17 protein-coding genes and 1 riboswitch are annotated in these 17,190 nt (G+C 38.7%); of the genes, 10 read left to right on the forward strand and 7 right to left on the reverse strand.

Features of this window, described 5'->3' with window-relative positions; all coding sequences use genetic code 11:
- The 4 genes from purM to purD are packed head-to-tail and all read left to right on the forward strand — an operon-like array spanning window position 1 to window position 4,353.
- The gene (gene purM / locus TP70_RS09920; protein WP_044361358.1) at window positions 1–1,029 is read left to right on the forward strand and encodes a phosphoribosylformylglycinamidine cyclo-ligase; all 1,029 of its coding nucleotides are present in this window, start codon (window positions 1–3) and stop codon (window positions 1,027–1,029) included.
- Between the two features lie 2 nt (window positions 1,030–1,031).
- Window positions 1,032–1,598 carry a phosphoribosylglycinamide formyltransferase gene (gene purN / locus TP70_RS09925; RefSeq protein ID WP_044361360.1) on the forward strand — a complete coding sequence of 189 codons (567 nt, stop codon included), beginning with the start codon at window positions 1,032–1,034 and terminating at the stop codon, window positions 1,596–1,598.
- 15 nt (window positions 1,599–1,613) lie between these two features.
- Window positions 1,614–3,092: a bifunctional phosphoribosylaminoimidazolecarboxamide formyltransferase/IMP cyclohydrolase gene (gene purH / locus TP70_RS09930; protein WP_044361361.1), complete on the forward strand. Its 1,479-nt coding sequence runs from the start codon at window positions 1,614–1,616 to the stop codon at window positions 3,090–3,092.
- A gap of 16 nt (window positions 3,093–3,108) precedes the next feature.
- The gene (gene purD / locus TP70_RS09935) at window positions 3,109–4,353 is read left to right on the forward strand and encodes a phosphoribosylamine--glycine ligase (protein ID WP_044361362.1); all 1,245 of its coding nucleotides are present in this window, start codon (window positions 3,109–3,111) and stop codon (window positions 4,351–4,353) included.
- A gap of 141 nt (window positions 4,354–4,494) precedes the next feature.
- On the opposite strand, the gene TP70_RS09940 is transcribed toward purD, so the two are convergent.
- The 4 genes from TP70_RS09940 to graF all read right to left on the reverse strand — a co-directional run bounded on the left by TP70_RS09940 (window position 4,495) and on the right by graF (window position 7,727).
- Window positions 4,495–5,286: an energy-coupling factor transporter transmembrane component T family protein gene (locus tag TP70_RS09940; protein WP_044361364.1), complete on the reverse strand. Its 792-nt coding sequence runs from the start codon at window positions 5,284–5,286 to the stop codon at window positions 4,495–4,497.
- Entirely contained in the window at window positions 5,279–6,685 is a 1,407-nt protein-coding gene (locus TP70_RS09945; protein ID WP_044361366.1) for an ABC transporter ATP-binding protein, read from the reverse strand. The genes TP70_RS09940 and TP70_RS09945 overlap by 8 nt, the downstream gene beginning before the upstream one ends.
- A gap of 14 nt (window positions 6,686–6,699) precedes the next feature.
- Entirely contained in the window at window positions 6,700–7,275 is a 576-nt protein-coding gene (locus TP70_RS09950) for an ECF transporter S component (RefSeq protein WP_044361367.1), read from the reverse strand.
- 137 nt (window positions 7,276–7,412) lie between these two features.
- Window positions 7,413–7,512, reverse strand: a riboswitch (TPP riboswitch).
- An 83-nt stretch (window positions 7,513–7,595) separates the two neighbouring features.
- Entirely contained in the window at window positions 7,596–7,727 is a 132-nt protein-coding gene (gene graF, locus TP70_RS12605; protein WP_206168186.1) for a glycopeptide resistance-associated protein GraF, read from the reverse strand.
- Between the two features lie 288 nt (window positions 7,728–8,015).
- On the opposite strand from graF, the gene auxA reads away from it, so the two are divergent.
- The 5 genes from auxA (at window position 8,016) to ptsP (ending at window position 13,355) form a co-directional block, all read left to right on the forward strand.
- Window positions 8,016–9,335 carry a lipoteichoic acid stability factor AuxA gene (gene auxA / locus TP70_RS09955; protein WP_044361368.1) on the forward strand — a complete coding sequence of 440 codons (1,320 nt, stop codon included), beginning with the start codon at window positions 8,016–8,018 and terminating at the stop codon, window positions 9,333–9,335.
- Between the two features lie 119 nt (window positions 9,336–9,454).
- A complete protein-coding gene (locus TP70_RS09960) occupies window positions 9,455–10,627 on the forward strand; it encodes a class I SAM-dependent rRNA methyltransferase (RefSeq protein ID WP_044361369.1) in 1,173 nt (390 codons plus the stop codon).
- A 54-nt stretch (window positions 10,628–10,681) separates the two neighbouring features.
- Entirely contained in the window at window positions 10,682–11,212 is a 531-nt protein-coding gene (locus TP70_RS09965) for a hypothetical protein (protein ID WP_044361371.1), read from the forward strand.
- Between the two features lie 152 nt (window positions 11,213–11,364).
- Entirely contained in the window at window positions 11,365–11,631 is a 267-nt protein-coding gene (locus TP70_RS09970) for a phosphocarrier protein HPr (RefSeq protein WP_044361372.1), read from the forward strand.
- On the forward strand, window positions 11,631–13,355 hold the full coding sequence (gene ptsP / locus TP70_RS09975) for a phosphoenolpyruvate--protein phosphotransferase (RefSeq protein WP_044361374.1): 1,725 nt from the start codon (window positions 11,631–11,633) through the stop codon (window positions 13,353–13,355). The genes TP70_RS09970 and ptsP overlap by 1 nt, the downstream gene beginning before the upstream one ends.
- A 38-nt stretch (window positions 13,356–13,393) precedes the next feature.
- On the opposite strand, the gene TP70_RS09980 is transcribed toward ptsP, so the two are convergent.
- Window positions 13,394–13,621, reverse strand: coding sequence for a glutaredoxin family protein (locus TP70_RS09980; protein ID WP_044361376.1), 228 nt, complete (start codon window positions 13,619–13,621; stop codon window positions 13,394–13,396).
- A gap of 558 nt (window positions 13,622–14,179) precedes the next feature.
- Here TP70_RS09980 and TP70_RS09985 point away from each other — a divergent pair.
- Window positions 14,180–14,839, forward strand: coding sequence for a potassium channel family protein (locus TP70_RS09985; protein ID WP_044361377.1), 660 nt, complete (start codon window positions 14,180–14,182; stop codon window positions 14,837–14,839).
- Between the two features lie 180 nt (window positions 14,840–15,019).
- On the opposite strand, the gene rnjA is transcribed toward TP70_RS09985, so the two are convergent.
- Entirely contained in the window at window positions 15,020–16,702 is a 1,683-nt protein-coding gene (gene rnjA / locus TP70_RS09990) for a ribonuclease J1 (protein WP_044361379.1), read from the reverse strand.
- The gene (locus tag TP70_RS09995; protein WP_044361381.1) at window positions 16,702–16,917 is read right to left on the reverse strand and encodes a DNA-dependent RNA polymerase subunit epsilon; all 216 of its coding nucleotides are present in this window, start codon (window positions 16,915–16,917) and stop codon (window positions 16,702–16,704) included. The genes rnjA and TP70_RS09995 overlap by 1 nt, the downstream gene beginning before the upstream one ends.
- Window positions 16,918–17,190 lie beyond the last annotated feature (273 nt).

A 17,190-nucleotide genomic window follows, 5' to 3' on the forward strand; every position in this document is an offset into this window, starting at 1 on the left:
ATGGCTGAGTCATATAAACAAGCAGGTGTCGATATTGAAGCAGGCTATGAAGCGGTAAAACAAATGTCAAGTCACGTTGAACGCACAATGCGTAAAGAAGTATTAGGAGGTCTAGGTGGCTTCGGTGCAACATTTGATTTATCACAATTAAATATGACAGCGCCTGTCCTCGTTTCTGGAACGGATGGCGTTGGGACAAAGTTAAAACTTGCGATCGATCATGACAAACATGACACAATTGGTATTGATGCAGTAGCCATGTGTGTGAATGATATTTTAACGACAGGTGCCGAGCCACTTTATTTCCTAGATTACATTGCAACGAACAAAGTTGTGCCTGAAGTTATTGCGCAAATTGTTAAAGGAATCAGTGATGGTTGTGTGGAAACAAATACTGCACTAATCGGTGGCGAAACAGCTGAAATGGGCGAAATGTACCACGAAGGCGAATATGATGTTGCAGGTTTTGCAGTCGGTGCAGTTGAAAAAGCGGATTACATTGATGGGTCGACAGTAGAATCAGGCGATGTCGTTATTGGCTTAGCGTCTCACGGTATTCATTCAAATGGTTATAGCCTTGTGCGTCGTTTAATTGCACAATCAGGCATTGATGTACATGCAAAGTTTGATGAGGATAAAACGTATCTTGACACATTTTTAACACCAACAGCGTTATATGTAAAACCTGTATTAGCGGTTAAAGAACAAGTGCGTATTAAAGCAATGACACATATTACAGGTGGCGGTTTCTATGAAAATATTCCACGTGCATTGCCAGAAGGTAAAACAGCTGTGATTAATACAAAAGCCTTTCCAACACCTAAAATTTTCGATTGGTTACAAGAGACTGGTGAGATTGATTTAGACGAAATGTATCATATCTTTAATATGGGTATTGGTTATACACTCGTTGTGAGTGCAGAAGATGAAGCACGTGTACACGACATATTAAAAACAATGAATGTAGATGCGTATACAATTGGTACGATTACAGAAGAAGCAGCTGCAATTCGTTTAGTGGAGGCGTAAAAGTGGTTAAAGTAGCAATTTTTGCATCCGGATCAGGAACGAACTTTGACAATATTATGCGACGTGTAAAAGCTGGAGAATTGTCTCATATTGAAGTGACAGCACTGTATACGGACCAACCAACAGCAGCGTGTGTACAGCTTGGTGAACAACACGGCTTAACCGTACACACATTATCACCTAAAACGTATCAAAACAAACAAGCATATGAAGCAGATGTGTTGAGCAAGTTGAAAGCAGAACAAGTCGAATGGATTGTCCTTGCAGGTTATATGCGTTTAATTGGCAAAACGTTACTTGATGCGTATGAGGGTAGAATACTCAATATTCATCCGTCACTTTTGCCGAAGTACAAAGGCATTGATGCAGTCGGACAGGCGTTAAATAATGGGGAGAACGAAACAGGATCAACAGTACATTATGTTGATGCAGGCATGGACACTGGGAAGATTATTGCACAACGAACTTGTCCGATTTATAAGGACGATACGAAAGCGACATTGGAAAATCGCATTAAAGCATTGGAATACGAATTGTATCCAGAAGTCATACAACAGATTATTCGATAAGGAGTTTGAAGTAGGATGAAAAAAGCGATATTAAGCGTTTCTGATAAAACGGGCATTGAAACATTTGCCAAAAATTTGGTTGACGCAGGCTATGAATTATACTCAACAGGGGGCACATTCCGTGCGATTGAAGCAGCAGGTGTGCCAGTCGCATCCGTATCAGAGTTAACACAGTTTGATGAAATTATGGATGGTCGTGTGAAAACATTACATCCAGCAGTGCACGGCGGTATTTTAGCAGACCGTGACAAGCCGGAACATCTTGAACAATTAGCGGCGCAAAATATTGACTTGATTGATATGGTTGTTGTGAACTTATACCCATTTCAAGAGACAGTTAAGAAACCAGATGTTACAGAAATGGATGCGATTGAAAATATCGACATTGGTGGGCCAACGATGTTGCGTGCAGCAGCGAAAAACTTTAAGCATGTTGTAACAATTGTGGATCCAGCTGACTACGATGAAGTCATTGTAAGAGCGAAACAAGACCGATTAGATGAAGCATATCGCAAATCATTAATGGTGAAAGTATTTAAACATACCTTTGAATATGATCAAGCGATTACAAACTATTTCAGTGGTAATCAAGAGACGTTACGCTATGGAGAAAACCCACAGCAAACAGCGTCATTTATTCGTACATCACAAGCGCCAAACACGTTGGCAGGCGCTAAGCAACATCACGGCAAACAATTGAGCTACAACAATATTAAAGACGCCGATGCAGCATTAGCATTAGTGAAGCAATTTGAAGAACCAGCAGCAGTCGCTGTCAAACATATGAATCCGTGTGGTGTTGGTACTGGCGATACGATTCAAGAAGCCTATTTAAATGCTTATGAAGCAGATAGTCAATCTATTTTTGGTGGTATTGTCGCATTGAACCGTCCAGTTACAAAAGGACTGGCGGAAGATTTGCACAGCATTTTCTTAGAAGTGATTATTGCGCCGATGTTCGAAGCGGAAGCATTAGAAGTGTTACAACAAAAGAAAAACGTACGTCTTTTAGAAGTAGATATGTCACGTGATGAGGATGAGCAAGAATTTGTATCTGTATCAGGTGGTTATCTCGTACAAGATAAAGATACGTTTGATGTGCCAAAATCAGAAATGAAAGTCGTAACAGAAGTTGCACCAACTGATGAACAGTGGGAAGCACTTTTATTAGGCTGGAAAGTAGTTAAAGCAGTGAAAAGTAATGCAATCGTGTTAGCAAATCAAAAACAAACAGTCGGTATTGGTGCAGGGCAAATGAATCGTGTCGGTTCAGCTGAAATTGCGATTGAACGTGCAATTGAAATGAATGACAATGTTGTCCTTGCGTCAGATGGTTTCTTCCCAATGGACGATACAGTTGAAACGGCAGCTAAAGCAGGCATTAAAGCGATTATTCAACCGGGTGGTTCGATTAAAGACCAAGATTCAATTGATATGGCAAATAAATATGGTATTGCAATGGTGACAACTGGTATGCGTCACTTTAAGCACTAATAGGAGGAATCAAACGATGAACGTATTAGTCATTGGTGGCGGTGGCCGTGAACATGTCCTTGCGAAAAAGTTAAATGATTCACCACTTGTTGAACGTGTCTATGCCATTCCAGGAAATGATGCGATGACGCACGTTGCAGAGATACATGCTGAGATCGCAGAATCAGATCATGCGCAAATTATCGCATTTGCGAAAGCGCATGATGTGCAATGGACGATTATCGGGCCCGAACAGCCATTAACAGAAGGGTTGGCAGATCGCTTACGTGAAGCTGGCGTCAAAGTATTTGGGCCGAACAAAGCAGCAGCACAAATTGAAGGTTCTAAGTCATTTGCGAAACGCCTTATGGCAAAATATCATATTCCAACAGCAGATTATCGAGAAATCGACTCGAAAAGTGAAGCGTTAAATTATGTTGCGCAATGTGAATTGCCCGTTGTATTGAAAAAAGATGGACTCGCTGCAGGTAAAGGCGTGATCATCGCTGAAACACGAGAAGCGGCGAAAGAAGCGGTTGAGACACTTTATCCCGAAGAGAATAGTAAAGTTGTTTTTGAGCAATTTTTACAAGGGGAAGAGTTTTCGTTAATGACCTTTGTAAATGACGACTATGCAGTGCCATTTGATACGATTGCACAAGACCATAAACGTGCGTATGACAATGATGAGGGGCCGAATACAGGTGGCATGGGGGCGTATTGTCCTGTGCCACATATCGGTCAAGATGTGTTAGAGGCAACAAATGAACGCATTGCACAGCCGATTGCGCGTGCACTGAAGGAAGAAGGTTTTGATTTCTTCGGCTTGCTTTATATCGGTGCGATTTTGACATCAGAAGGGCCGAAAGTCATTGAATTTAATGCACGCTTTGGCGATCCAGAAGCACAAGTGTTACTCACGCGCATGGAAAGTGACTTAATGGCACATATCCAGCAGTTAGAAGCACGTGAACCGATTGATATTGTTTGGAAAGATGAAGCAGTTGTCGGTGTGATGCTTGCGTCTAAAGGGTATCCAAACGCTTATGACAAAGATCATGTTGTGACAGGCTTTGAAGCAGATCGTGACCATTATTATGTGAGTGGTTTGAAACATAATGGCGAGCATTACGTGAACGCAGGGGGCCGTGTCATTTTAGCGATTGGCGAAGGTGAAGATATTGCGTCGGCACAACGTGAAGCATATAAGCGTGTTGAAGCAATCCAAAGTGATAACTTATTTTATCGTAAAGATATTGCAAATAAAGCATTAAAAGCATAATAAAAAGGGTCTGGAAGTGGTAAGGTTCCAGACCCTTTTTCCGTACGTTCGGAACGAAAAAGGAAAGGTATATGTTCCGTTAATAGCGCCTTTTCATATCATCGAGATCATGAAAAAGCGAGAAGTATAGTACACGCGTACTTAACGTGCATCTAAAATGCCGGCAATTGGCAAGTAATGTGCAAAGGCAAATGCGACACCGATAAGGACCAACATCATCATAACGAGTAAAGGATCACGATAACTAAAAGGGACGTGGTAGTAGTATGTTCTTTTACCATCATGGAATCCTTTTTTCTCCATGGCAACTGATAAGCGATGTGCTTTGCGTATATTTTGACTCAACAGTGGAATTAACAAATGTTTAAAGCGTTTGATGCCACCGTAGTTTTTATTGCTAATCATTTGATAGCGCATTTTCAGCGCATTGCGCAATTGAAACACTGATTCAATCATCAATGGAATCATACGAAATGCTGCCATGAACGCATACGCAATTTTTGGTTTCACTTTAAGATGCTGCATTAAGCTATAAAAAATCATAATCACTTGAGACGTGAATGCAATCGCAATGCCAAAGTAGCTCACGACCATGGTTCTTAAAGATAAATGCAAACCGCGTACTAAGCTTTCTACACTAATACTGACAAAACCAAACGCAAGTAAGACATGTTGCCCATCGCCATAGAAAATCATAAAGAGCGATGATGTGAGTGCAAAGAATGTTGCCATCGCTACAAAAGTGGCAACGACTTGCCATTTCGTACCTGCGACACAAAGCAAAAATGCGAGCATCAAGATGGCCAAGTACAACATCATATCAAAGTTATGAATAAAAATAATAAAGAAGAAGAGGGCGACACCAAGAAATAGCTTTGTAATAATATTGACGTCATCCATAAATGTGCGACGTGTTTTCCAAGACTCAATCATGTTGTAACACCTCTACTTCGTGTAATACGCCATCAACGACTTCGAAACGTCTAGACGGATAGCGTTCAATAATATGTGGATCATGTGTAATCATCACAATGCTTTGTCCTTTTGCAATACGTTCTTGGAATAGACGAATTAGTTTGAACGTATTGTGGCTATCCAAGCCGAATGTCGGTTCGTCCAATAAAATGATGTCCGCATTTGTGCTTAATGCGGTGGCGACACTTAAACGTCTTTTTTGTCCCATGGATAGTTCAAACGGGTGCTGTTCAGAAACATGTGCTAAGTCTAACAGTTCAAGCATCGCTTTTGTTTGTTCAGTCGCATGTTCTGGATCCATATATTCATAATTGACGTAAATTTCATCATGCACACTATTTTGAATAAATTGTAGTTCTGGATTTTGATACACTAAATACATATGATTTGCAGCGTCCCGTACTTTTTTAAGCTTTTGACTTTGCCAGTACATCTCGCCTTGATATGGAATTAATTGCATCATAGATTCAAGTAACGTCGTTTTACCCGTTCCATTTTTGCCCGTGATTGTCAGCCATTCACCCGGCATAATTTTCAACTCAGACACACGATACAGTTGTTTGCGACCTCTTTGAATAACACCATTGTGAAAAGCAAAGTCGAAAGTTTGTTGTTGTGTAGTGGAAGGGGGCATCGGTGTCGGTGCAGAAGTCCAAGCATTTGGATGCCATACGCCATATTCTGTTAACACATCTTCATAATTCGCCAAAATCATCTCAGGTGTTCCTTGCTGAATGATTTGGCCATGATGATCCATTAAAATGACACGGTCAACGTAGTCCCAAACATGTGCGACTTTATGTTCAACGATAAGCACCGTTTGATCTGCCCATAAGTCTTTTAACAAATCCCATAAATTTTGTGTTGCTTCTACATCCAACATGGCAGTCGGTTCGTCTAGAAAAAGCGTATCCGCCTCCATTAACAATGTGCCGGCAATGGCGAGTTTTTGTTTCATCCCACCGCTCAATTGGTTGATTGCATGCGTCGGGTGGACATCTAAATTTACCTTTTGTAAAGCCTCAGCAATCCGACTGTCCATTTCTTCACGTGGCACTTGCTGATTTTCTAAAATAAATGCCAGCTCTTCATTCACTTGTGGCATACAGAATTGTGAATCTGGATCTTGGAAGATAACACCGGCATTGTGTGCAACTTCAAGTGCATCATACTTCATTGGTAAATCAATTAAATCTGGCACAATGCCACTCAATACGTTTAATAAGGTACTTTTACCAGATCCAGAGGGACCGAGTAGAAGCACTTTTTCTTTATCTTGAATTTCAATATCAAGGCCATCGAAAATTTTATGTGCCGCGCTTGGATATTTTAAGCGTAAATTTTTAGCTTTAAGCACGATAGTTTCTCTCCTTACAGTGCATCGTAGTCATCTTTAGAAGCAGGGCGGAATAACTTTGTTACACCTGTTTGATCAAGTGCTTTAACGAGATAATATGGAAATACGCCGGCTAAGACAGCACCACTCACAAGACGGAATACGATGAGTAAAATTAAGTTCCATTGTGCGACTTCACTCAAATAACCGTAGTGCCAGTCAATTGGTAAACTGATAAGTGCAGAGGCTGTTCCTGCTAAAACAGCGACCATAAAAGCACGTGAACGGTAACGGAAAAGTGCAAAGACAATTTCGCAAGCTAAACCTTGAAGTAATGCATAGATGATTGTTGGAATGTCAAAGCGGCCCATCATAATTGTTTCACCAGCACCTGCAGCAAATTCAGCAAGCAATGCAATACCCATTTTTGGAATAATGAGATAAGCGACAACGGCAGCTGCAAACCACATACCATACATCAATTGATCAAGTTGTAGACCGAGTGGTTCAATCGTCTTCGTCACGACCCACCATAAATTGTAAATTACTGCAAAAATAACAGATACTAGAACCGTTACGAGTATATCTGATAATGTTAACCCTTTTTTCATAAGAAAGGACCTCCTAAGTAGTATAAAAAAACGCACATCCCAATCATAGAGATGTGCGTGAATATGTATAATGGTTTATTAATATTGCAACACAGACAACGCAAATAAAGCGCGCTACGTCATGCCGCATAAAATATTGATAACATCGTACACTTTCCTCCGCTAGCATCATCTAGTTCAGGTTCAAAGGGTTTGAGGAAATTCCTCATCTCAGTTCTCACACCCCTAGTGCGTGCGTATTTAATTGACATATTCAAATGTACACGTCAAATAATAAAAAGTCAAGGAACCGATGTCCCTTGACTTCATATCTTTAACACTTAATCTAAAGTGCTTTGGATATCGTCTTTTGTTTTTTCGATACCGTCTTTCGCATCTTGCGCTTTATCTTTTAACGCTTCTTCTTTTTCTTTTGCTTGTTCTGCTGCTTGTTTTAAATCTTTTTCTGACATGCTTAAACACTCCTTTATGTTGTTTGTTAGTCATCTATATCCGATATGATTTGTCGTTAAACATCATTTTGTAAAAAAATTTATTTTGCGTCCAATTTTGTGTTAAGGTGTCGACCGAATAGGGTATGACATGAACATCAAGTTTTTGTGTCTGAGCATCGTATGTCCAACTAATCCATACTGCTAAACAATCGGCGACATATAAAATGTATCGTACTAAAGACTGAATTTAGTCAATTATAAAGACAGCAGACAATTGTTCATATATAATAATTGTGAGGTGAGAGGATGTCCTTTTTTAATAAGTACACCGAAGTGATTTATTCCTATATTATAGGTGCGCTTTCTATACTGCTGAGTATCGTCATCTTTGTTAACATTCCACTCATTCAACAACTTAAAGACGGGAAACACCACGTGCCACGTATTGATAGCGTTTGGGATTTTATTATGGCGTTTTTCAATGAAATCATTCGTGTGATGAGTAAGTATATCGGTGATTTCCCATTAGTGAGTGGCTTGATTATATTAGCATTTGGGATACTAATGATCGGCATTGCAAGAGTGCTAACGAATACAACACGATTTGATTATGATATTTCGATTTTCTTCCTAGTTATCGGGATTATTTTCTTCGTGTTAACATTAATCTTTATGTCTCAAGTGTACGGCATTTTAGCGTTTATTTTCATCGTGCCGTTTTTGATTCATATCGGTTATATTACGTTTAAAGATGAACTGAATCCATTACATCGAAAACAGCATTATCTATGGTTGATTTTTGGTTATGGTATCAGTTATTTATTTACACAATTGGCACTTTATGCGCGTTTGGAAGGACGCGAAGTTGCGCCGATTGATGTATTGAGTATTAACTCTTTCTTTGTCGTACTATGGTTAATCGGTCAGATGGCGATATGGAATTTCTTATTTTTACGTCGTTCATTACCCGTCTTTCATGAAACAGTTGACGAAGAAGCGAACCAGTACTTGCGCAGTAAAAAATATCAGTTCGATGATCAATCGAAAGTACACTTCAAAGATATTCAAAGTCGTACAACAGAATTCACACATGATATTACACATCGTACGCGTCGTAGCATTAATATTGAAAAAATACGTGCGAAACGTGACTATATTAAAGAACATTGGTTCGGTTGGGCAAAGCTTGAAGAAGACGATATTCCGTCGTTTTTACGTCGCCGTCCAACATGGTTTAAGCGTTCTTATGTCAATATCGCTTGTGGTGTCATCTTGTTATTCTTTATTTTGTTAGAATTCAATAACCGAAATGCATTGTTTGCATCGGGTGATTGGCAGTTGTCACAAACGCAATATGTATACGAATGGATTAGCTTGTTACTATTACTCTTTATTGCGATTGCATATATTTTTACGTCTATTACGTTTATGCTGAAAGGAAAGCATTATTACTTGCAATTGTTTATGATCAGCATTTTATTCTTTAAATTGCTAACAGAGTATATCGTTATTCTTTTCCATGGTTTACTGTTATCAATATTTATTACACCAATTTTAGTATTGATGCTGATACCAGCGATTATCGCGTTTATTTTGCAATTGCGTCAGCCAGCAATCAAGGAATAATAGGTATGAAGAGTGGGAGAACAATCTCTCGCTCTTTTTTAGGTTTTGTTAGAAATGGCAAAAGGACATGGCTTTTCATGTTAAGATAGAAAAGAATGAAAAGAGGAAAGGCTGATACAATGAAAACAGCAATTTTAAATAAAGGTAAAGAAACGAAATATATGAATGGCTATCCGCTGATTGAAGAAGAGGATATTTATCAACAAGGTGCATTGCAAAGTGGCGATGTATTCCATTTGAAAACAGCCCAAGATCAATATATCGCAACCGGTTATGTTGGCTATCAACATAAAGGGATTGGCTGGGTGCTGACATATGATGAAACAGCAGATATTAATCAAGCATTTTTTGAAGATGTGTTTGAAGCTGCACGTGAAGAACGTCAATATTATTACAACATTGATGGGACAAATGCATTCCGTTTATTTAATGGAGAAGGCGATGGGATCGGTGGTTTAACGATTGATCATTATAACGGTCATTTATTAATTCAATGGTATTCACAAGGCATTTATGCGTTTCGTGATGATATCGTTGCAGCGATTACACAAACATTTGCATACACATCTATTTATGAAAAAACACGTTTCAAAGATTCAGATATTCAAGGTGGCTTTGTAACTGGAGAAGCACCTGAGTTTCCAATCGTAATTGAAGAAAATTTTACTTTTTATAATGTGCATTTAGACGATGGACCGATGACAGGAATTTTTCTAGATCAAAAAGAAGTACGCAAAAAAATTCGTGACTACTATAGCGCAGAACGTCATGTATTAAATTTATTTAGTTACACAGGTGCCTTTTCTGTGATTGCTGCGAGTCAAGCAACACAAACGACAAGTGTTGATTTGGCGAATCGTTCACGTCCAATGACGGAAGAGAACTTCGGATTGAATGGTATTGACCCGAAAACGCAAGCACTATACGTGATGGATACGTTTGATTACTACAAATATGCGGAGCGTCACGGTTTAACGTATGACACGATTGTCATTGACCCACCTAGTTTTGCGCGCAACAAGAAAAAGACGTTTTCTGTAACGAAGGATTATGACAAGTTGATTAAAGGCGCATTGCCATTATTGAATGAAAAAGGCACACTTGTATTAAGTACGAATCATAGTATGTACCCATTAAAGGCATTTAAAAATATGATTAAGCAAACGCTGTCTGGATTAGGCGTACCTTATCGTATTGATGAAGTGATGGGTTTACCGAAAGACTTCAAAACACATCCGCATTACAAGCCATCTAAATATTTAAAAGTCGTTTTTGTAACATTAATGGATTAACTATCTGCTAAAAGGGTATAAGGTAGAGTCTTATATGTGAAAGGTGGCTATACAATGAAAATTTCAAATAAAATTACAGAACTTGTAGGCAATAAAGTGTTGAATATTGAAAAAGTGACAAATAAAAGTGCGTTACCATTAACGACTGAAGAAGTGGCAGCACGTCGTAAACAAGCTGAAACAATCGTGAAGAAGAAAGCTTTATTATCATCGGGGGCAACAGTTGTTCCGATACCAGGTTTCGACTTTGGTGTCGATATGAAACTGATGAAAGACGTCATTGAAGATATTAATAAAGTATACGGTTTAGACCATAAGCAAGTTAATAAAATGAGTGACGATATGCGAAATCGTATTGTAATGGCAGCGGGCATCCAAGGGACACAATTGATCGGTAAAAAAGTATCAAGCGGTCTATTGAAAGTGTTCGTGCGTGACGTTGCAAAACGAACAGCAGCGAAACAAACACGTTGGTTCCCAATCGTTGGGCAAGCCGTGTCAGCATCGCTAAGTTACTATTTTATGACGAAAGTCGGCAAGGAACATATTCAAAAATGTGAGAATGTTGTCAAGTCACTACTATAATTTTTTCGATAATTTGTAAAAAAAGGGCAAAGTCATGTTTTGATAATGGTTTCACAATTGAATTTGACTTATAATTTTGGTAATGTTAAGGCATGTAGCGAAGTGAACTAGCTTATGCTAAAAATTAGAGAGTAGAAGGAGTAAGATGCAAGATGGAACAACAATCATATGTAATTATTGACGAAACAGGGATTCATGCAAGACCAGCAACAATGTTAGTACAAACAGCTTCAAAATTCGAATCAGATGTACAATTAGAATACAATGCTAAAAAAGTTAACTTAAAATCAATCATGGGTGTTATGAGCTTAGGTGTTGGTAAAGACGCTGAAATTACAATTTATGCTGATGGTAGCGATGAGAAAGAAGCAATTCAAGCAATTACTGAAGTCTTATCAAAAGAAGGTTTGACAAAATAATGTCAACGATGATTAAGGGTATTGCAGCGTCAGATGGTGTTGCGATTGCCAAAGCGTATATGCTCGTAGAACCCGACTTAAGCTATAGTGAACAAACAACAGAAGACCCAGCAGGCGAAGTTAAAAAATTTAACGACGCTTTGACGAATGCGAAGGTCGAATTAACAAAAATCAGAAATAACGCTGAGGAACAATTAGGTCCTGACAAAGCAGCAATTTTTGACGCGCATTTACTTGTGCTGGATGATCCTGAGTTGATTAATCCAATTGAAAGCATGATTAAAGACGATAGCGCAAGTGCACCACATGCACTAACAGAAGTGACACAAAACTTCATTACGATTTTTGAATCAATGGATAACGAATACATGAAAGAACGTGCCGCAGACATTCGTGACGTTTCTAAACGTGTGCTTGCACATATTTTAGGTGTTGAGTTACCAAACCCAAGTATCGTTGATGAAAGTGTTATTATTGTGGCACACGATTTAACACCGTCAGACACAGCACAATTGAACAAACAATATGTACAAGGATTTGTAACGAACATCGGAGGACGTACGTCACATTCTGCGATTATGAGTCGTTCATTAGAAATCCCTGCAGTTGTTGGTACGAAAGCTGTTACTGGCTCTGTTCAAAACGGTGACATGATTATCGTTGATGGTTTGACAGGTGATGTAATCATCAACCCGTCACAAGATGAAGTACGCGCTTACCAACAAAAACGCGATATGTTCTTTGAAGATCGTGAAGCGTTAAAACAATTGCGCGACGAAGCTACAACAACGCTTGATGGTAAACATGCTGAATTAGCTGCAAACATTGGAACACCAAACGACTTAGAAGGTGTTAAAAATAATGGTGCAGAAGGAATCGGTCTCTATCGTACAGAATTCTTGTACATGGGACGCGATAACATGCCATCAGAAGATGAACAATTCGAAGCATACAAAAAAGTATTAGAAGAAATGGACGGCAAGCGTGTCGTTGTTCGTACGCTTGATATTGGTGGAGATAAAGAATTACCATATTTAAATCTGCCGGAAGAAATGAACCCATTCTTAGGATACCGTGCGATTCGTTTATGTTTAGATCAACCTGAAATCTTCCGTCCACAATTGCGTGCATTACTGCGTGCATCTGTTTACGGTAAGTTGAACATTATGTTCCCAATGGTTGCGACAGTTCAAGAATTCCGTGATGCCAAAGCATTATTACTTGAAGAAAAAGAAAACTTGAAAAACGAAGGCGTGGAAGTAAGCGATGATATCGAATTAGGTATCATGGTGGAAATCCCATCAACAGCTGCATTAGCTGACGTATTCGCAAAAGAAGTTGATTTCTTCAGTATCGGTACAAATGATTTAATCCAATACACAATGGCCGCTGACCGTATGTCTGAGCGCGTGTCATATTTATACCAACCATATAACCCATCTATTTTACGTTTAGTGAAACAAGTCATCGACGCGTCTCACAAAGAAGGTAAATGGACAGGTATGTGTGGTGAAATGGCAGGCGACGAAACAGCGATCCCATTATTACTTGGTTTAGGTTTAGATGAGTTCTCAATGAGTGCAACATCTATTTTAAAAGCACGTCGTCAAATCAAAGGATTAAGCACAACTGAAATGACACAGTTAGCTGATCGTGCGATGAACTGTGCGACAGTAGATGAAGTCGTAACACTTGTTAAAGACGCAACATCAAAAACTGTATAAATAAAGCAAAAAACCTGAGTCGCACTGACTCGGGTTTTTTATATTCCTAACGTTTGATTCAACTTGTCCATATCTACCTGATACATCGGTTCATCATCTAGTAAAATAAACGGTGTTGAGAACGCATCACGGTCAATCATTTCATTACGGTATGTTGGGTTTGCGATATTACGTTCTTCAAAGTCCACGTTCTGTTCAGTTAAGTAGTTTTTAACAAACGTACAAGGTGGACAATCATTTTGTGTGTAAATCATCACTTTTGTCATAAGGCACCTCATTTTGATATAGAAAATGTTTTGCAGTGATGTTAACTTACCATAGTATGCAAAAATGCGTCAATATATGTTACTTCAGTATGTGTTATTAACAGGAAGTCTAGTTAGGCTCTTTTTTGTATTGGAAGGGGAATCGTTCAGATGAGTGACACTAAAGATTAGTCATATTGGCTTTTTTATTTTAGCACCTCATATTATATCTTCCGTTATGGATTAGATATTACCATTAGTTTTGCTTACAGAATAAAACAATATGCTAACATATAGAGTAAGTGTTAGCATATTGTTTTGGAGATGGTGTATATGGATTTGCTAGAGAAACCTATTGATTCCTCAATCCCTGCTTAACTGATGTTCATAAATTCAGACAACCAAACTATTTTATTGTATAGAATGACGCAATGTGCGTTTTATATATAATAGTGATTATATTTGACAAGAAGCATATATGGGTGGAAAATAAATATGTTCTAAAAGCGCGCGATGTAGGCTAGAACAATAGAAATGACACGCTTATTGTTAAGCGCAATTTATTGTGGAGGTTCAATCATGGATAAAGAATATGTAGTCATCGGTTTAGGGCGTTTTGGTGGCAGTATTGTACGCGAACTGAACGCATTGGACATGGACGTCATGGCGATTGACAAAGATGAACATCGTGTAGATGAGTATAGCGATATTGCGACCCATGCGGTTGTGGCAGATACGACAGATGAAGCGGTTATGAAAAGTTTAGGGATTCGTAACTTTGATCACGTCATCGTTTCAATAGGTGAAAACATACAGGCGAGTACGTTAACAACGCTGATTTTAAAAGAACTCGGTGTAAAAAAAGTAACGGCGAAAGCTCAAAACGACTACCATGCGAAAATATTGAATAAAATTGGTGCGGATACCGTTGTACATCCAGAGCGTGACATGGGACGTCGTATTGCGCATAACGTAGCGAGTGCGACAGTGTTAGACTACTTGGAGTTGTCTGATGAGCATTCAATCGTTGAAATGAAAGCAACTGAAGCAATGGCAGGTAAAACATTAATTGATTTAGATATTCGTGCTCAATATGGTATTAATATTATTGCGATTAAACGCCGTAAAGAAATTATCGTGTCACCAGATCCAGACATGGCGCTGGAATTTGATGATATTTTAATTATGATTGGTCATGATAATGACTTAACACGTTACGAAAAGAAAATTGCACATTAGTAAAAAAAATGAGATGGCGATACGCTGTCTCTTTTTTTGGACTCGAGGGTGATTTTGACATGATTGAATCAGCTGAAGTGTTGGTGGAGAAATTGTCCAACCCTATGAATTGAGCTTCTAGAGAATATCCAAAAAAGCGGTCACGCCCCAAGTTGAGAGGACATGACCGCTTTCGCTTTATTATTTATCGTCATTGACTTTCATAATGACTGGTAAAATCATTGGTTTACGTGCTGTTTGTTCATACAAGTAAGGTTGTAATGTTTCAATGATTGAAGACTTCACTTGATGCCATTGAATTTGTGGTTGACTGTTCAACTTCTGAATGACTTCTTGTTTAATCTTCTTCTGTGCATCGTAAATCAGTTGACCGGATTCACGCATGTACACAAAACCGCGTGAAATAATGTCTGGTCCTGATAATAACTTGTTCGTATTGAAGTCGATGCTAACGACAACGATAACAAGTCCTTCTTCAGAAAGTAATTTACGATCACGAATCACAACATTACCAATATCGCCAATACCGCTACCGTCTACTAATACGTTACCAGAAGGGATGCGACCAGCAGTACGTGCAGAATCACGTGTTAATGCTAAAACATCGCCAATGTCATGGATAAAGACATTTTCTTCTTTAACACCACAGTCGACACCTGTTTGACCATGTGCTACGAGCATACGGTACTCACCGTGAATCGGTAAGAAGAATTTTGGTCGAATCAAGCGTAACATCAATTGTTGGTCGCCTTGTGAACCGTGACCTGATGTATGGATGTTTGAAATCTTGCTATGAATAACTTCAGCACCTGCTTGATACAATGCGTTAATGGTACGGTTAATACTTTTCGTGTTACCCGGAATAGGGGAAGAACTGAATACAACCGTATCTTCAGGAATAATTTTAATTTGTTTGTGTGTACCGTTTGCGATACGTGAAAGTGCCGCCATCGGTTCACCTTGCGAGCCGGTACATAAAATCAACAATTCGTGTTTTGGAATACTGTTAATTTTGCTAGGCTCTACAAATGTTTCAGGTGGTGCTTTAATATAACCAAGTTCAGTACCGATTTTGATGTTATTCTCCATTGAACGACCGAACGTCACAATTTTTCGGTTATATTTCACTGCAGCTTCAACCGCTTGTTGTACACGATAAATATTAGATGCGAAAGTCGCAAAAATAATACGTCCTGTACAGTTGCGGAAAATTTTATCCACGTTCTGTCCAACTTCACGCTCACTGAGTGTAAAGTCAGGAACCAGTGCGTTAGTTGAATCTGATAACAAGCAAAGGACACCTTCATCACCAAGCTGTGCCATTCTCGCCATATTGGCAGGGGCACCGACTGGTGTGAAGTCGAATTTAAAGTCACCTGTGTGTACAATTTTACCTTCAGGCGTATCGACGACAACACCGTATGCTTCTGGAATACTATGTGTTGTTAAGTAGAAACTCACTTTGAAATGTTTTGATTCTATGACACTGTCTTCTGTAATTTCATTTAAAGATGCAGTGCGTAATAATTTATGTTCTTCTAATTTATTACGAATGAGTCCTAACGCAAGCGGACCACTATAGATTGGTACATTAATCTTTTTTAACAGGTAGGGCACACCACCGATATGGTCTTCGTGACCATGCGTGATAACGAGTCCCACAATTTTATCTTGATTTTGTTCAAGATACGTATAATCCGGAATGACATAGTCAATACCGAGTAGATTATCGTCCGGGAACTTAATACCTGCATCAATGATTAGGATTTCGTCCTTATATTCGACGGCGTAAGTGTTTTTACCAACTTCACCTAAGCCACCAAGCGCGTATACGCCAACCTCATTTTTTTGAAGTTGTTTCATTACTCTGCGCGCTCCACGTTAAAGTGATCTGATTGTTGTTCATATTCTAAATGTGCGCCCTCTAATTTAGTTATGAATTCAATGTTATAGTTACGTTCTTTTAAGAAACGACGAACTTGTTCTTCTGTTTGAGCTTCAACATACGTTGATTGTGTGTTTTCACGAACAATCACTTCATCACGATTATGTTGATAAAATACTTTAAAAATTGCCATTAATAAATGCCTCCTAAATAATTACCTAATTTATATTTGTGACAAGGACACTACACTGCGCAACAGATTATTTCCATCATAATAGAAGTATAAATAAAAATATGAATCGAATGAATGTCAAACGTTTGTTCAACAGAATTCAATTCATCTACTGATATCATACAGTTGTAGCATGTTGTCGATATTTCAATTCCGTACTTGATGTGCGTATGAATAAAGCAAAACATACGACCCAGTTAGATTTATTTTACATGAACTTAGGCAATAAATAAA

Origin of the sequence: Staphylococcus microti, assembly GCF_000934465.1 — a bacterium.
In the GTDB taxonomy this organism is placed as follows: Bacteria; Bacillota; Bacilli; order Staphylococcales; family Staphylococcaceae; genus Staphylococcus; species Staphylococcus microti.